At 67.0% G+C, this 16,201-nt stretch carries 14 protein-coding genes; 5 read left to right on the forward strand and 9 right to left on the reverse strand.

Annotated elements, in window-relative coordinates; genetic code table 11:
- Positions 1-67: 67 nt before the first annotated feature.
- A complete protein-coding gene (locus K3F48_RS18645; RefSeq protein WP_222576932.1) occupies positions 68-1,501 on the forward strand; it encodes a homospermidine synthase in 1,434 nt (477 codons plus the stop codon).
- Between the two features lie 75 nt (positions 1,502-1,576).
- Here the strand turns inward: K3F48_RS18645 and K3F48_RS18650 are convergent, their stop codons facing one another.
- The 6 genes from K3F48_RS18650 to K3F48_RS18675 all read right to left on the reverse strand — a co-directional run bounded on the left by K3F48_RS18650 (position 1,577) and on the right by K3F48_RS18675 (position 7,870).
- On the reverse strand, positions 1,577-2,935 hold the full coding sequence (locus tag K3F48_RS18650; RefSeq protein WP_222576933.1) for a UDP-N-acetylglucosamine-peptide N-acetylglucosaminyltransferase: 1,359 nt from the start codon (positions 2,933-2,935) through the stop codon (positions 1,577-1,579).
- Between the two features lie 362 nt (positions 2,936-3,297).
- Positions 3,298-4,473 (reverse strand): sulfate/molybdate ABC transporter ATP-binding protein, encoded by a 1,176-nt coding sequence (locus K3F48_RS18655; protein WP_255609389.1) that lies wholly within the window; start codon positions 4,471-4,473, stop codon positions 3,298-3,300.
- Positions 4,388-5,266, reverse strand: a complete 879-nt coding sequence (gene cysW / locus K3F48_RS18660) for a sulfate ABC transporter permease subunit CysW (protein ID WP_222576934.1) — start codon at positions 5,264-5,266, stop codon at positions 4,388-4,390. Before cysW ends, K3F48_RS18655 begins: the two co-directional genes overlap by 86 nt.
- Positions 5,259-6,125 carry a sulfate ABC transporter permease subunit CysT gene (gene cysT, locus K3F48_RS18665; protein ID WP_222576935.1) on the reverse strand — a complete coding sequence of 289 codons (867 nt, stop codon included), beginning with the start codon at positions 6,123-6,125 and terminating at the stop codon, positions 5,259-5,261. The genes cysW and cysT overlap by 8 nt, the downstream gene beginning before the upstream one ends.
- A 1-nt stretch (position 6,126) precedes the next feature.
- Positions 6,127-7,170, reverse strand: a complete 1,044-nt coding sequence (locus tag K3F48_RS18670) for a sulfate ABC transporter substrate-binding protein (protein ID WP_222576936.1) — start codon at positions 7,168-7,170, stop codon at positions 6,127-6,129.
- A gap of 112 nt (positions 7,171-7,282) precedes the next feature.
- On the reverse strand, positions 7,283-7,870 hold the full coding sequence (locus tag K3F48_RS18675; RefSeq protein ID WP_222576937.1) for a hypothetical protein: 588 nt from the start codon (positions 7,868-7,870) through the stop codon (positions 7,283-7,285).
- A 326-nt stretch (positions 7,871-8,196) separates the two neighbouring features.
- Between K3F48_RS18675 and K3F48_RS18680 the strand changes: the two genes are divergently transcribed.
- Positions 8,197-10,110 carry a methyl-accepting chemotaxis protein gene (locus K3F48_RS18680; protein WP_222576938.1) on the forward strand — a complete coding sequence of 638 codons (1,914 nt, stop codon included), beginning with the start codon at positions 8,197-8,199 and terminating at the stop codon, positions 10,108-10,110.
- 95 nt (positions 10,111-10,205) lie between these two features.
- Here K3F48_RS18680 and mutM read toward each other — a convergent pair whose 3' ends face one another.
- Positions 10,206-11,078 carry a bifunctional DNA-formamidopyrimidine glycosylase/DNA-(apurinic or apyrimidinic site) lyase gene (mutM, locus tag K3F48_RS18685; protein WP_222576939.1) on the reverse strand — a complete coding sequence of 291 codons (873 nt, stop codon included), beginning with the start codon at positions 11,076-11,078 and terminating at the stop codon, positions 10,206-10,208.
- 116 nt (positions 11,079-11,194) lie between these two features.
- Here mutM and K3F48_RS18690 point away from each other — a divergent pair, with 116 nt between their 5' ends.
- Positions 11,195-12,349, forward strand: a complete 1,155-nt coding sequence (locus K3F48_RS18690) for an acyltransferase (protein WP_222576940.1) — start codon at positions 11,195-11,197, stop codon at positions 12,347-12,349.
- Between the two features lie 54 nt (positions 12,350-12,403).
- Here the strand turns inward: K3F48_RS18690 and thyX are convergent, their stop codons facing one another.
- Positions 12,404-13,084, reverse strand: a complete 681-nt coding sequence (gene thyX, locus K3F48_RS18695) for an FAD-dependent thymidylate synthase (protein WP_222576941.1) — start codon at positions 13,082-13,084, stop codon at positions 12,404-12,406.
- Positions 13,085-13,398: 314 nt separating this feature from the next.
- Between thyX and ubiE the strand changes: the two genes are divergently transcribed.
- Together ubiE and ubiB are read left to right on the forward strand one after the other, a co-directional pair.
- On the forward strand, positions 13,399-14,157 hold the full coding sequence (ubiE, locus tag K3F48_RS18700) for a bifunctional demethylmenaquinone methyltransferase/2-methoxy-6-polyprenyl-1,4-benzoquinol methylase UbiE (protein WP_222576942.1): 759 nt from the start codon (positions 13,399-13,401) through the stop codon (positions 14,155-14,157).
- Positions 14,158-14,183: 26 nt separating this feature from the next.
- A complete protein-coding gene (ubiB, locus tag K3F48_RS18705) occupies positions 14,184-15,746 on the forward strand; it encodes a 2-polyprenylphenol 6-hydroxylase (RefSeq protein ID WP_222576943.1) in 1,563 nt (520 codons plus the stop codon).
- Positions 15,747-15,786: 40 nt separating this feature from the next.
- On the opposite strand, the gene K3F48_RS24540 is transcribed toward ubiB, so the two are convergent.
- Positions 15,787-15,921, reverse strand: coding sequence for a hypothetical protein (locus K3F48_RS24540; protein ID WP_255609384.1), 135 nt, complete (start codon positions 15,919-15,921; stop codon positions 15,787-15,789).
- Between the last annotated feature and the right edge of the window lie 280 nt (positions 15,922-16,201).

Raw genomic sequence — 16,201 nt, forward strand, 5'->3', positions numbered from 1 at the left:
CTTGATTATGTCCGCTGCTCTTGCTGTAACGCGCCGCACAATTTCTCGAACTCCGGAGAGTAACGAAATGACAGAATGGCCCGTCCACGCCAAGATCACCGGCCCGATCGTGCTGATCGGCTTCGGCTCCATCGGACGGGGCATCTTGCCGCTCATCGAGCGCCATTTCGACTATGACAAGAGCCGCTTCACCGTCGTCGATCCGGTCGACACGCATCGCGAGATGCTGGACATCCGCGGCATCGCCTTCCAGAAGGTCGGACTGACCAAGGACAATTACCGCGAGGTGCTGACGCCCCTGCTGACCAAAGGCGAGGGCCAGGGCTTCGTCGTCAATCTCTCGGTCGACACCTCCTCGCTCGACATCATGAAGCTCGCGCGCGAGCTGAACTGCCTCTATGTCGACACGGTCGTCGAGCCCTGGACGGGCTTTTATTTCGATTCGAAGCTCGGCAATGAGGCGCGCACGAATTATGCGCTGCGCGAGACCGTGCTGGAGGAGCGCCGCCGCAATCCGGGCGGGCCGACCGCGGTGTCCTGCTGCGGCGCCAATCCGGGCATGGTGTCCTGGTTCGTGAAGCAGGCGCTGCTGAACATCGCCGCCGACGTCGGCCTCGCGGTCGAGGAGCCGAAGACGCGCGCCGACTGGGGCCATCTGGCGGCCAAGCTCGGCGTCAAGGGCATTCACATCGCCGAGCGCGACACGCAGCGCGCCAAGGACCCCAAGCCGCTCGACGTCTTCGTGAACACCTGGTCGGTCGAGGGCTTCGTCTCCGAGGGGCAGCAGCCCGCCGAGCTCGGCTGGGGCACGCATGAGAAATGGCTCCCCGAAATCGCAGGCACACATGCTTCGGGCTGCGGAGCCGCGATCTATCTGAAGTCGCCGGGCGCCAACACGCGCGTGCGCTCCTGGACGCCGACGCCGGGGCCGCAATATGGCTTCCTCGTCACCCACAACGAGTCGATCTCGATCGCCGACTTTCTCACCGTGCGCGATCCTTCGGGCGCGGTGGTTTATCGGCCGACCTGTCACTACGCTTATCACCCGGCCAATGACGCCGTGCTGTCGCTGCACGAGATGTTCGGCGCCGCCGGCAAGATGCAGCCGAGCTGGAAAATCCTCGACGAGAACGAGATCGTCGACGGCATCGACGAGCTCGGCGTGCTTCTCTACGGCCACGCCAAGAACGCCTATTGGTACGGCTCGCGCCTTTCCATCGAGGAGACGCGCGAGCTCGCGCCCTATCAGAACGCCACGGGCCTGCAGGTCAGCTCGGCGGCGCTCGCCGGCATGGTGTGGGCGCTCGAGAATCCGACCGCCGGCATTGTCGAGGCCGACGAGGTGGACTTCCGCCGCTGCCTCGAGGTGCAGACGCCCTATCTCGGCCCGGTGGAAGGATTCTACACGGATTGGACTCCGCTCGAGGGTCGTCCGGGCCTCTTCGCCGAGGACATCGATCTCGAGGACCCGTGGCAGTTCAAGAATATTCTGGTGCGGTAAACGGCGCCTCGACGCTGCGCCCCTTCTCCCGCGCGCGACGCTTCGCGGGAGAAGGATCGCCCCTCGAATCGGGGGCTACTCCGCTTCGATCAGCGCCGGCGGCAGGCCCGCCGACCGCCGGCTCCACATGGACTGGAACAGACCTTCGAGATCGCGCGTGTAGGTCGCGACATCGAACAGAGCGGCCCCGGCACGGTTGCGGGCGAGCTTCGCCCGCAGTTCCGCGAGGCTGGCGGGCTCGGCGGCGAGCCGCAGGGCGAGCGCGAAATAATCATCGAGATCGGCCGCGATCAGCTCCGTCAGTCCGACGGCGCGCAGCAGGCTTCCCGCGACTCGCGACGGAAAGGTCGAGCCGCTGCAGGTAACGACGGGCGTCCCGGCCCATAGAGCGTCGCTCGCCGTCGTATGGGCATTGTAGGGCGCCGTGTCGAGGACGAGATCGGCGAGCTGCAGCCGCGCGAGATGATCGCCTTGCGTCATGTCCGGCGCGAAGACGAGTCGATTGCCGTTCACACCCCGCTTCCACGCCTCATTGCGCAGATTGCCTTCGGCGGTCGGCGCGGCGAGCAGCCAGAGGACGCTGCCGGGCGCAGCGTCGAGCAGCCGGCACCAGACATCGAAGATTTCGGGCGTGAACTTATAGGCCTGATTGAAGCAGCAGAACACGACGCCCTGCTCCGGCAGGCCCATGGCGGCGCGCGTCGGCCTGTCGCCGATCGGTCCGGCGCGGCCGCGCGGCTGATAGCTGTGCGGCATGTAGGCGAAAGATTCCGAATAATCGGCGGCGGTCTCGCGCGGCGTCACATAGTCGTCGGTGATGATGTAGTCGCACAGCTCCGCGCCGAGCGTGCCGGGATAGCCGAGATAGTTCACCTGCACGGGCGCCGGGCGCAGCATCGGAATGCCGCTGCGCGCATTGAAGGTGAAGCCCTTGAGGTCGATCAGAATGTCCACCTCGTCGCGATGGATCGTCCGCGCCGCGTCGCCGTCGGAGAGCGCGCTCACATCGGTGAAGCTGTCGAATGTGTCGACCAGCCGACGGCGCATCGCCTTGCCGTCGTCCGCCCCATAGGAGTAGGCGTTCACGGAAAAGCGGCCGCGATCATGCGCCTCCAGCGTCTCGATCAGCAGCAGCGCGGTCGCGTGATCGTGGAAATCATTGGAGAGATAGCCGAGCTTGATCTTCCGCCCATCGGCGGCGCGGAAGCGGAAGTCGAGGGCCTTTCGCTCCGTGGCGGCGGCGGCGCGGCGATCGCGGGTCCACAGCTCGGAGCAGCGGCGCTGGTCCTTGGCGTCGACGCCCGGCTGCGAAAGCAGCAGAAAGGGCGACAAGGCGCCGGAGCTGTCTGCGTCGAGCAGACGCTCGAGCGCCTTCCCATCCTCGGCGAACTCGCCCCATTCGCACATGCTGCGGCTGCGTCCGGGCGATCGCATCGTCGCCTCCCAGGTCTGAGCTCAACTCGCCTGGGCATGAAGGCGCGTGTCGCCTTCCGGATCAGACACAGAAGACATGCAATCCATGCGCCAAAAGGCGAGAACTCGCCGCCGCGCCCAGGGCAATCGGGTGAAGGACCATAGCCCCATCACCCTCGTCCTGAGGAGCCCGCGAAGCGGGCGTCTCGAAGGACGAGGGTGATGGGGAGAACCCTTTGATTTCGCCCTGCGGCCGTCCTTCGAGACGCCGCCTACGGCGGCTCCTCAGGACGAGGGTCAGGGATTTTTATCCTTCACCCGATTGCCCTGCCGCCGTCGCTTCTCCCGCGCGCGGGAGAAGCGACGGCGCGGAATGACTCCGCCTATATCCCCGCGCCGTCTCCGAGCGTCTCCTCGGTCGAGAAAATGCGCACATTGGTGAGCGACAACGGCACGCTGCTGCCGAGCTTGGCTCCGTCGCGATCATCCGTGTCGACCTCGACCGTCTGGTCGTAGCCGGGAATGGAGATGGAGGCGCGCAGGCCGGCCGCCGTGCGCCGCACCGCCTCGACGCGCCCCTCGAGCGCTCCGAGAGCGCCGCCGTGCAGGGCGATGTCGGCCGGGCGGAAATAGACGCGCGCCGGGCCGTTGCGCAGATTCTCCGAGGAAACGTGCAGCTCCTTGCCCTGGAAGATCACCTTGCCGTCCGCGACCTGCACCGGCAGCGCCAACGCCTCGCCGACGAAGGACAGCACGAAGGGCGAGGCCGGGCGGTCATAAAGCTCGTCCGGCGTGCCGATCTGCTCGATGCGGCCCTTGTCCAGCACCACGACGCGGTCGGCGAGCTCCATCGCCTCGTCCTGGTCATGCGTTACGAAGACGGTGGTGAGGCCGGTCTGGCGATGCACGTCGCGCAGCCAGCGGCGCAGATCCTTGCGCACGCGCGCGTCGAGCGCGCCGAACGGCTCGTCCAGCAGCAGCACGCGCGGTTCGATGGCGAGCGCGCGGGCGAGCGCCACACGCTGCCGCTGGCCGCCGGACAGCTGCGCGGGAAAACGTCCGCCGAGACCGTCGAGCTGCACGAATTCGAGCAGCTTTTGCGCGCGCTCGGCAATCTCCGCGCGCGAGGGGCGCGAGCGGCGCGGACGCACCTTCAGCCCATAGGCGATGTTGTCGGCGACGGAGAAATGCTTGAACAGCGCATAGTTCTGAAACACGAAGCCGACGCGCCGTTCCTGCACCGACAGCGTCGTCGCGTCCTCGCCGTCGAACAAGATGCGCCCGCGCTCGGGCGAGGAGAGCCCGGCGATGGCGCGCAGCAGCGTCGTCTTGCCGGAGCCCGACGGCCCGAGCAGCGCGACCAGCTCGCCGCGCGCGATCGTCAGATTGACGTCGCGCAGCGCGGGATAGTCGCCGAAATCCTTCTCGACGCCCTCGATGTGGATCTCGACGCCATGCGGACGCGGCGCCTCCTCAGTGGCGGCGCCGGCCGGCGATTTGATCGGCGTAGCGCCATTCGAGAAGCGTCTTGAGTCCCAGAGTGACGAGAGCCAGCCCAGCCAGGAGGGAGGCGAGAGCGAAGGCCGAGACGATGTTATACTCATTGTAGAGGATCTCCACCTGCAGCGGGATCGTATTGGTCAGTCCGCGAATATGTCCGGACACCACCGACACCGCGCCGAACTCGCCCATGGCGCGGGCGTTGGCGAGGAGCACGCCATAGAGCAGGCCCCATTTGATGTTGGGCAAAGTCACGGTGAGAAAAGTGCCAAAGCCGCTCGCCCCGAGCGTCAGCGCCGCCTCCTCCTCCACCGTGCCCTGCTCCTGCATCAGCGGGATCAGCTCGCGCGCGACGAAGGGAAAGGTGACGAAGATCGTCGCCAGCACGATGCCGGGAATGGCGAAAACCACCTGTATCCCATGCGCCGAGAGGAACGGCCCGAGCAGGCCCTGCGCGCCGAACACCAGCACATAGACGAGGCCCGAGACGACCGGCGAGACGGAGAAGGGCAGATCGATCAGCGTGATCAGCACGCTTTTGCCGGGAAAGGAAAATTTGGCGATCGACCAGGCCGCGCAGAGGCCGAAGGCGGCGTTGAGCGGAACGACGATCGCCGCGACGATCAGGGTCAGCCAGATCGCCGCGCGCGCGTCCGGCTCGTCGAAGCTCGCGAAAAATGCTCCGGCGCCCTTGGCGAACGCCTCGGTGAAGACGACAGCCAGCGGCAGCAGCAGGAACAGGCCGAGGAAGCCCACTGCAACGCCGATCAGCAGCCAGCGCGTCAGCGGCGCCTCCTGCGTCACGCTGCGTGGAGCGGGAACGCCGATCGACGGCGCAACAGCCTCAGACATGGCCGAACCTCTTCTGGCTCCAGGCCTGGATCAGATTGATGGCGAGCAGGACGGAGAAGGAGATGGCCAGCATGATCGTGGCGATCCCGGTCGCGCCGGCATAGTCGAACTGCTCGAGCTTCACGATAATCAGCAAGGGCGCGATTTCCGAGACATAGGCGAGGTTGCCGGCGATGAAGATCACCGAGCCATATTCGCCCACGCTGCGCGCGAAGGCCAGAGCGAAACCCGTCAGCAGCGCCGGAGCGAGCGGCGGGATCAGCACGCGCCACACGGTCTGCGCGCGGCTCGCGCCGAGCGTCGCCGACGCCTCCTCGAGCTCCGCGTCGATCTCGGCGATCAGCGGCTGCACCGTGCGCACCACGAAAGGCAGGCCGACGAACACCAGCGCGACGAGAATGCCCCAGCGGGTGAAGGCGATTTTGATGTCGTAATCGGCGAGCGGCTCGCCGATCCAGCCATTGGGCGAATAGAGCGCGGCGAGCGAGATGCCGGCGACCGCCGTCGGCAGAGCAAAGGGCAGATCGACGATCGCGTCGAGGAAGCGCCGGCCGGGGAATTCATAGCGCGACAGCACCCAGGCGGCGACGAGGCCGAAGACGACGTCGATCGCCGCCGCGGCGAAGGAGATGAAGAAGCTGGTGCGCAGAGCCGCGGCGACGCGCGGCTCGGTCGCGACGGCAAAAAGCCCCGAAAGCCCGAGCTCGGAGGCGCGAAGGACCAGCATCGAGAGCGGAAACAGGACGACGAGGCTCAGGTAGAAGATGGTGAAGCCGAACGTCGGCCCGAACCCGGGGATCACGCTCGGAGCCGTGAAGCTCCGAGCCTTTTTCTTCGCAGGGGCGACTGAGGCGCTCATCTTATTTTGTGGCCGCATCTTGCTTCTGGATCTCGTCGAAGACGCCGCCGTCGGCGAAATGCGTCTTCTGCGCCTTGGCCCAGCCGCCGAAAACCTTGTCCACGGTGAACAGCTCGAGCTTCGGCAGCCGCTTCAGATCCTCCTTCGCCGCGAACTCCGGATGCGCGGGACGGTAATAATTCTTGGCGATGATCGCCTGTGCGGTGGGCGTGTAGAGGAAATTCAGATAGGCTTCGGCGACCGCGCGCGTGCCCTTGGCGTCGACATTGCCGTCGACCACGGCGACCGGCGGCTCGGCGAGGATCGAGGCGGGCGGAACCACGATCTCGAACTTGTTTTTCCCGAACTCCTCCGACGCCAGAAACGCCTCGTTCTCCCAGGTGATGAGCACGTCGCCGAGGCCGCGCTGGGCGAAGGTGATGGTGGAGCCGCGGGCGCCGGTGTCGAGCACGGGCGCGTTTTTGTAGATCGCCTTGACGAACTCCTTCGTCTTCTCCTCGTCGCCTTTGAACTTCTCGAGGCCGTAGCCCCAGGCCGCGAGATAGTTCCAGCGCGCGCCGCCCGAGGTCTTAGGATTGGGCGTGACGACCGCGATCCCCGCCTTGGCGAGGTCGTCCCAATTCTTGATCTTCTTCGGATTGCCCTTGCGGACGAGGAAGACGATCGTCGACGTGTAGGGCGCGGCGTTGTTGGGCAGCTTCTTCTGCCAGTCGGGCGTGATCTTGCCCGATTTGTTGACGATGGCGTCGATGTCGGCGGCGAGCGCCAGCGTCACGACATCGGCGGAAAGGCCGTCGATGACCGCGCGCGCCTGCGCGCCCGAGCCCGCATGCGAGGCCTGAATCTCGATCGTCTCGCCGGTCTTCGCCTTCCAATCGGCGATGAAGGCCGGATTAATGGCCCTGTACAGCTCTCGCGTCGGATCATAGGAGACATTGAGCAGCGCCGTCGCCGCCTGCGCCGCCTCGGCGAGCAAGATCGACGCGCCCGCCAGCACGGCGAGCGCTTTTGCGAGACCCTTACGTGACAATCCGGCGCGCAGCATGTTTTCGTCTCCTTGGTCTATAAATTCACTCATGTAATGGACTAATCTATTCCGCGCCGCCTGTAAACCGGCCAGCAGCCTCGCCACCGCGGCTTTTTTCGGCCACGCGCCGTCAGCGGCGCCCGCGCGCGCCGCGCTTCGTCGCTGCCGCCCCGCGCCGGCTGGTCACGAAAAGAGCGGCCGCCAGCAGACCGGCCGCGCCGATGAGGAGATAAGGCGTGAGCTCGTAATGGCTCTTGCCCACCGAGAATGGAAAGCGGGCCGTCCAATGCTCGCCCGCCGGCCCGTCGACCGTGAGCAGCCCGACATAGTCGCCGGACTCGGCGAACACATGCTCGAAGGAGAAGGTCCCCTTCGGATAGACCTGCGGCGGCAGAAACGCCGCGGTCGCCGCGTCGAGCGCGGCGGCGTCCTCGGTCTCCCCCGCATCTCGCAGAATGCGAAAGGCGACCTTCATCTCGCGCAGTTCCGGCTCGGCGTAATCGAACACGAAAATGGTCTCACCGGTCGCCGGCGCGTCCTCGCAGAACTTGCGATGCGAGGACACGGGCTGATAGCCCGCGAAATAGATGAGTTCCGGGCCGACCTTCAGGACGCAGGCGTCGTGATCGAGGCCGAGATCGCCGCGCGCGACGAGGCGCGCCGGAAGCAAGGCGAAGCCGATCGTCATCGCGACGAACAGAATGGCGCGAGCCGACATGCGCGGTCCTCCGAGTGTCTTCGGCGGCGCTTCCGCCGTTTTCCGCCTTTAGGCCCGGAACGTCTCCGAGGCAAGCGCTCGACGGGCGCGCAACGTGAATGGATTCTTAAGCCGTTCTGCGCAAAATTGTCACATGACGGATCGAAGCGCGCGTGGGCGGCCGCGCCTTCGAAGACATGACGTCGCGCCGTCGTGCCGGTTTCGACCCGGCTGTCCCGAGGGGCTTCGGCGGCTGCTCGCCCGACCGGCCCCGGTTCGTCCCATTCTCATTTCCCGCCAGCGGAAGCCTCCTCGGCTTTCCGCGCGCTGCGCCCGGAGTCCGCGCAATGACGTTCTCGATATCCCGCGTCGTCACGACGCTCGCCGTTTCGACGCTTTTGCTCTTTCTCCTATTCGCAGCGGCAAATCGTTTCGTCCTCGAGGAGCTGCGCATCGGCGGCGTCCCCTACCAGAAGATCGTCGCGGGGAGGGAATTCGTCGCCGATCTGCAGCCGCCGCCGCTCTATCTCGTCGAAGCGGCTCTCGAGATCGAGCACGCCGCCGCCGGGACCATTCCGCCGCAGGAGGCGGAGTCCCGTCTCGCTCGGCTGCGCGGCAAATATGAGGAGCGCAAGGCGTTCTGGACGCGCTCGGAGCTGTTGCCGGCGGAGCTGATCGCGAAGCTGCGCGGGCCGGCCGAAGGGGCCGAGATTTTCTGGCGCGAGGCTCTCGATTCCTATCTTCCGGCGCTGCGTCGCGGCGACGCCGTCGCCGCGGGCGCCGCTCTGCAGCGGGTCCAAGCGAGCTTCACTGCGCATCGCGAGCAGGTCGAGCGCCTGTTCGAGGCGAGCGCCGCCTTCTCCGGCGCGATGGAGCGGGATGCGACCGCCCTGCGCTGGCGGCTCGACGCCGCAAGTCTCGCCGGCATCCTCGTGATCGCCGCCTGCGTCGCCGGCGGCTGCGTCTTCCTTCGGCGCCGCTTCGTCACGCCGATCGTGGCGCTCGCCGATCATGTGACGCGCCTCGCGCGGGGCGAGCACGACGAGCCTCCGCCTTACGCCGGGCGACGCGACGAGATCGGGCTCATCAACGGCGCCGTCGCCGTCTTCCGCGAATGGATGGAGAAGACCCGCCTCGCCGAGGCCCGCGCGGCGGAAATGAGCGCCGAAGCGGCCGCCCGCCAGAAGGATAAGGAGGCGGGGGCCAAATGGTATATCGAGAACCGCGACTTCTTCTTCTCCGAATACACCATCGGCATGGATCGCCTCGCCGCCGGCGATCTGGAGGCGCGTCTCGACAAGGAGTTCATCAAGGACTACGAGGCGCTGCGCGCCCGCTTCAACTCCGCGGCCGAGCGCATGCAGCAGGCGATGCGCAGCATCGCCGTGCGGAGCGGGGCGATCGGCGAGAGCACGCGGGAGATCGCTCGCGCGGCCGAGGACCTTTCGCAGCGCAACGAGCAACAGGCCGCGACTCTGGCGCAGACGGCCTCGGCTGTCCACAGCATCACCGACACGGTGAAGAAGACCGCCGACAGCGCAGTCGAAGCGCGCGAAATCGTCGGCGCGGCGAAGACGGGCGCCGTCAAGAGCGAGAAGATCGTCGGCGACGCGATCGAGGCCATGAGCGGGATCGAGAAATCTTCCTCGCAGATCGGCCAGATCATCGGCGTCATCGACGAGATCGCCTTTCAGACCAATCTCCTCGCGCTCAACGCCGGCGTCGAGGCGGCGCGCGCGGGCGACGCCGGCAAGGGCTTCGCCGTGGTGGCGACGGAGGTGCGCGCGCTCGCCCAGCGCTCGGCCGAAGCGGCCAAGGAGATCAAGGAGCTGATCGCCGCCTCCGACGCCAAGGTGCAGGACGGCGTCGCGCTGGTCGCCCAGACCGGCTCGTCGCTGCGGCTCATCGTCGACCAGGTGAACAAGATCGACGCCGTGGTGACGGACATCGCCGCCAGCGCCGAGGCGCAGTCCCGCGGCCTGCGCGAGATCAACACCGCCGTGCAGGAGATCGACCAGGTCACGCAGAAGAACGCCGCAATGTCGGAGGAGACCCATGCCGCGAGCCGCTCGCTCGCCGAGGACAGCGTGGAGTTGATGACGCTCGTCTCGCGCTTCAAGATCGGCGAGATCGAGCCCCCACGCCGTCACGTCGCGCCGGCGCCGCGGCCGGCGCCGATTCGCGCGGCTGTCGGACGAGGCGCCGCGGCGGTCGCGGTCCGCAAGCCGGAAGCAAATGCGGACGAATGGGCGGAGTTCTGACCGGAGCCATCGTCGACGCGCCACTGAGGCGTTGCGCCGCCGGGACGATAGCGATCGTCCCGGCCTCGCCCGCTATGGACAGCGGGCCCGGCGCGTCATTTCTGGCATTCGCGGCAGAAGAAGGTCGATCGCCCGCTCTGCGCGACCCGTGAGACCTGCCCCCTGCAGCCGGGCGTCGGACACGGCGCGTCTTCCCGGTCATAGACGCGGAAGGAATGCTGGAAATAGCCGAGCGAGCCGTCCGTCTGGCGATGGTCGCGCAGGCTCGACCCGCCCGCCTCGATCGCCTCGCGCAGCACCTCGCGAATAGCGCCGACGAGATCGATGAGGCCGCGCTTCGGCCGCCCCTTCGCGTCGATCAGCGCGCCCGCGGCGCGCAAGGGCGAAAGATGCGCGCGATGCAGCGCCTCGCAGACGTAAATATTGCCGAGGCCGGCGATGATCCGCTGATCGAGCAGCGCCGCCTTCAAAGGCGCCTTGCGGCCGGCGAGCGCCGCCGCCAGCCGCTCGGGCGTCAGCTCCGGCCCCAAGGGCTCGACGCCGAGGCCGGCGAACAGAGGATGCGCCGGCAGCTCGGCGAACGGAACCAGCAGCATGAAGCCGAAGCGGCGCGGATCATTGTAAGTGACGCGCGCCCCGCTCGCGAAATCGAACACGACATGGTCGTGCGCCGCCTTCGTGTCGCGCGCGCGATGAAAGACGCCTTCCGGATCGAAGGCGTCGATGCGGAAGGAGCCGCTCATGCCGAGATGCATGACGAGAGCGGTCTCGTCGTCGAGCGCGCCGACGAGATATTTGGCCCGCCGTCCGAGCGCCGCGACGCGCCGGCCTTCGAGCCGCGCCGCAAAGCTCTGCGGAAAGGGAAAGCGCAGATCGCCCCGTCGCAGCTCGACGCGCTCGATCGGCGATCCTGTGAAGACGGGCTCGAGACCGCGCCGGACCGTCTCGACCTCGGGCAGCTCGGGCATGAGAGGGCTCGACAGCTCCACCGAGCGCCGGCGAGTTCCGAAAGCTCTGTCGGCGCGAGGCGTCTCAATCGGGCAGGCGGCACGGATTGTCAATCTTATGGCGGTATTCGGCCAGCATGTCTCGGCCGGAACGCTCTTTTATCACGCTCGACGGGCTGCGCGCCGTCGCCGCATTTTTCGTGATCACGATCCACGCGCCCGCGTTCTTCACGCCCGGCGCCGCAGCGACAGGCGTCGACCCGTCCGCAGCGACCGCGCGCTTGTTCTTCGAGAGCTATCTCGCGGTGGATTTCTTCTTCGTGCTGAGCGGGTTCGTGCTGTGTCACGCTTATGCGCGGCGCATCGGGTGCGACCTCTCGCGACTGGACTTCATCAAAACGCGAGTCATCCGCCTCTATCCGCTCTATGCGCTGTCTTTCGTCTTCTCCTTGATCGTTCTCCATGAACGAGTCGCCACTGGCGAGACCGGCGCGTCCAGCGCCGTCAAGAACGTCTTGTTCGGCGTCGCCTTTCTTCCCGCGCCGTCATTGTCGAGCAGCACATTTCTGTTTCCGCTCAACGGGCCCGCATGGTCCTTGTTCGCCGAGCTCGTCGCCAATGTCGCGTTCTGCTTCGTCGCCGAGGCCGGGACCGTCACGCTCGTCGCGATGGCGGCGGCGGCCGGATGCGCGCTCTCGGCGGCCGTGCTGCTCGGGGCGCTCGGCTTCGGCGACGCCGACGCCGGCGCCTTGAACCACGGATTCCGCTGGAGCGCGGTCGGAGCGAGCCTTCTGCGCGTCGCCTTTTCGTTTTTCGCGGGGGTCCTCACTTATCGCATGTGGAGCCGCCGGCGCTCATCGATCGCTCTGCCGCCGTGGCTGGCGGTCGCCGCTCTCGCCGCCGCGCTCGCGGCGACGCCTCCGCCCGCGCTGCAGACGGCGTATGATCTGGCCGTCACCCTGTTCGTGTTCCCCGTCCTCGTCTGGGCGGCGGCGAGCTCCACTCCGTCCGGCGCGACAGCCCGGCTGTTCGCGGCTCTGGGCGCGGCGTCTTACGGCGTCTATGTGCTGCAAGCGCCGCTCTATGATTTGACCATCGCCGTCTTCGGAAAATGGCGGGCGGAGATTGCGAGCTTTCCCTTTGCATGGGGCCTCGTCTTCATCGCCTTTGTGCTCGGCGTCGCCACTGTCGCCGACAAATGGCTGGATCGGCCGATCCGAGCGGCGCTCTCGGCGCGCTTCGTCGCGCGCGGGCGGGCCGCCGCGACCGACGAGATTGCGCTCGGCTCGTGACGCCCCCAACCCTCCCCGCGCTGCGCCGGCGAGGGAGAGTGAGGGGGGCGGCGGTTAAATCCGCGATTTCTTCCACGCCGCGAGGGCGACCGGGACGATGGGCCGGATCAGCGCCTCCATCGCCTCGGCGTAGACGCGAATCTCATATTGCGCGTGGGCGTCGGCGCGCAGCGACAGGAAGCGGAACAGGTTGAGAAGATTGGTCTTGGCGAACATGTGGCTGTAGGTCGAGAGCGGCAGGACCGTGCGGGCGAGCTCGCGCGGCCAGCCGGCGGCGAGCAGCTCTCGATAGGTCGCAAAAGACGCCTCGCAGGCGGCGCGCAGCTTCTCGGCCTCGGCCCGGCGCGCCTCGATCTCGCCGCCCGGCTGGCGGCCCTGCTTATTGGCCACCGCCTGCTCGCCGATCATGTCCGGATCGGGGACGTAATAGAGTTCGGGCAGCTCGCGATAGCGGCCGGAAAGCTCGTTGTACGTCCAGGTGCGGTGGCGGTGCCATTGGCGGATGACGAAGATCGGCGCCATCACCTCGAACTGCAGCTCGACCGCCTCGAAGGGCGTCGTGTGCTTGTTCCGCCACAGATAGTCGATGAGGCGCGCGTCCGAGCCCTCGTTCTCGCCCGCCCGCCAGGCCGCGTCATAGGAGACGCGCGCGGCGCGCGCGATCGAGAGGTCCGAGCCCATATGCTCGACGAGGCGGACGAAGCCGTGATCCAGGACGTTGATACAATTTGTCATTCTCGATCTCGCCGCGCCGCTCACGCGGCCCTTCCCTCGCCTCGCCGAGGCAATGCGGTGAAGGAACAAAGCCCGACCCCTCGTCCTGAGGAGCCCGCGAAGCGGGCGTCTCGAAGGACGGCCCAGGGAGGAATCCAGCGGACTCGCCCTGCCGCCATCCTTCGAGACGCCGCCTGCGGCGGCTCCTCAGGATGAGGATCGCGGATTCTGTCCCTCACCGGATCGCCCCCGCCCATTTCCGCCCCGGCCATAGCCATGGGCGAAAAGGCGCGTTATATCGCCCGGAACGCCATCTGACGCGAGCAATTTCGGACATGACCTCAGACCATGAGACCTCGACCCATTTCGGCTACTCCGAGGTGGGGCTCGACGAAAAGCAAGGCCTCGTGGACGACGTCTTCCACAAGGTGGCGCGCCGCTACGACATCATGAACGACCTCATGTCGGCGGGCATGCACCGGCTGTGGAAGGACGAATTCGCCGCCAAGGTGCGGGCGCGGCGCGAGGGCTTTCGCCATCTCGACGTCGCCGGCGGCACCGGCGACGTCGCCTTCCGCATCGCCAAGGCCTCCCCGGCCGACGCGAAGATCGTCGTGCTCGACATCAATGGCGACATGCTGGACGTCGGCCGCGACCGCGCCAATGAGCGCGGCCTCGCGGACAAGCTGGAGTTCGTCCAGGCCAACGCCGAATCCCTGCCGTTCCCGGACGCGCATTTCGACGCCTATACGATCGCCTTCGGCATCCGCAACGTGCCGCGCATAGAGGTCGCGCTCGCCGAGGCGCACCGCGTGCTGAAGCCGGGCGGGCGGTTCCTCTGCCTCGAATTCTCGCAGGTCTCGGTTCCCGGCCTCGACAAGATCTACGAGGCCTATTCGTTCAACGTCATTCCGGCGATCGGCAAGCTCGTCGCCGGCGATTCCGAGCCCTATCGCTATCTGGTCGAATCCATCCGCCGCTTCCCGCGTGCGGAAGAGTTCGAGCGGATGATTCGCCGCGCGGGCTTTCGCCGCACCGGCTTCGAGCGGCTGACGGGCGGCGTCGTCGCCATTCATTCCGGCTGGAAGCTCTGATCCTCGAGGACGAACGGCGGCTTCTCGTGATCATCGGCCTCGGACATTTCTTCCGACTGGCGCGCGCCGGGCTCATCCTGACGCGCGAAGGCGTGTTCAAGGGCGTCGATCCGGCGCTTCTGCCGGTGGCGCTGCAATTTCCGCTGCGCGTCGGCAATCTCCTCGCCAAGCGCGACAGCGGCGGCGCGCCGCAGGCGCTGGTGCGCGCCTTCGCCCAGATCGGCCCCTCTTATGTGAAGCTCGGCCAGTTCCTGGCCACGCGCCCCGATGTCGTCGGCGGCGAGATCGCCGACGCGCTGACCGCGCTGCAGGACCGTATGGAGCCCTTCGGCCGCGCCGCCGCGGTCGCGATCATCGAAAGCGCCTTCGGCAAGAAGATCGACGAGATTTTCCTCTCCTTCGGCGAGCCGGTCGCCGCCGCCTCCATCGCCCAGGTGCATCAGGCCCGCGTCGCCTATCCCGACGGCGAGCGCAAGGTCGCGGTGAAAGTGCTGCGGCCCGACGTCGAACGGCAGTTCCGGCGCGACTTCGCCGATATGTATATTCTCGCGCGCGCCGCCGAGCGCTTCTCCGCGGAGGGACGGCGGCTGCGGCTCATCCAGGTGGTCGACACGCTGGCCCGCTCGGTGAAGCTAGAGACCGATTTCCGCCTCGAGGCGGCGGCCGCTTCCGAGTTCCACGAGAATATCGTCGATGATCCCGATATTCGCGCGCCTTCGGTCGATTGGGACCGCACGACGCGCGAGGTGCTGACGCTCGAATGGATCGACGGCGCGCCTTTGTCGGACCTCGCGCGCGTCGCGGCGCAAGGCCATGATCTCGAGGACCTCGGCCGCAAGGTGCTGCAGTCCTTTTTGCGCACGGCGATGCGCGACGGCTTCTTTCACGCCGACATGCATCAGGGCAATCTATTCGTCGACCGCAAGGGGCGCCTCGTCGCCATCGATTTCGGCATCATGGGCCGGCTCGGCTTCAAGGAACGGAGGTTTCTGGCTGAAATCCTGTTCGGCTTCATCACCCGCGACTACAAGCGGGTGGCGGAGGTGCATTTCGAGGCCGGCTATGTGCCGCCGGTGCATTCGGTGGAGGAATTCTCGCAGGCGCTGCGCGCCATCGGCGAGCCGCTGCATACGATCAACGCGCAGGATATTTCCATGGCGCGGCTGCTCACCCTGCTGTTCGAGGTGACGGCGCTGTTCGACATGCGCACGCGCACCGAGCTGGTGCTGCTGCAGAAGACCATGGTGGTGGCCGAAGGCGTCGCCCGCTCGCTCGATCCGACGCTGAACATCTGGAAGACGTCCGACCCTGTGGTGCGCGGCTGGATCGAGGACAATCTCGGGCCGCAGGCCAAGCTCGAGGACGCCGGCAAGGCGGCGCTGGAAGTCGCCAAATATGCGACGCGCCTGCCCAAGCTGCTCGCCGACGCCGAAGCGGCGGTGGAGACGCTGGCGGCCGCCGGCTCGCGCGGCGTGCGCCTCTCCGCAGAATCGGTGGAAGGCCTCGCCCGCGCGCGCCGCTCGGCGGACCGCTGGTTCCTGCTGGCGCTGGCGGTGGTCGTGCTGTTCGCCTGGCGACTGCTGCGCTGACCGCGCGGCTCGTCACCACCGCGCGATCAGCCGCCACATCTCACTTGCCGCCGCGATGAAGCGACGGAAACACGGCCGCGTCGGCCGGTCCTCCCATGGTCGCCGCCACGCCGGCGGTCACGGAGATGAGGGCGACGGCGACCAGCAGTCGGCGGAGAATGGCGGAATTGATCAAGGCGGCGGCTCCCGAGCTTGCTTGCCGCGACACGGCGGCGTTGGGAGCATCAATCACGCAAAAGCCGGCCTCAGACTGTGCGGTGGCGCACATCGTCAAAATGCGAGCCTCAGAGGCTCGCAATCCCCCCACGTCAATTCATCCGGCGTGAGCGGCCCCAGGTCGATCGGGTGAAGGATGAATTCGGGTTAACGAGCAGAGAATTTTCAGCGTCATGGCCGCGCTTGTCGCACGGCTGTCCGGTTCAAGATAGGCATAGTATTATCTCGTATTGGCGTGG

Source organism: Methylosinus sp. Sm6 (genome assembly GCF_019802345.1).
GTDB lineage: Bacteria > Pseudomonadota > Alphaproteobacteria > Rhizobiales > Beijerinckiaceae > Methylosinus.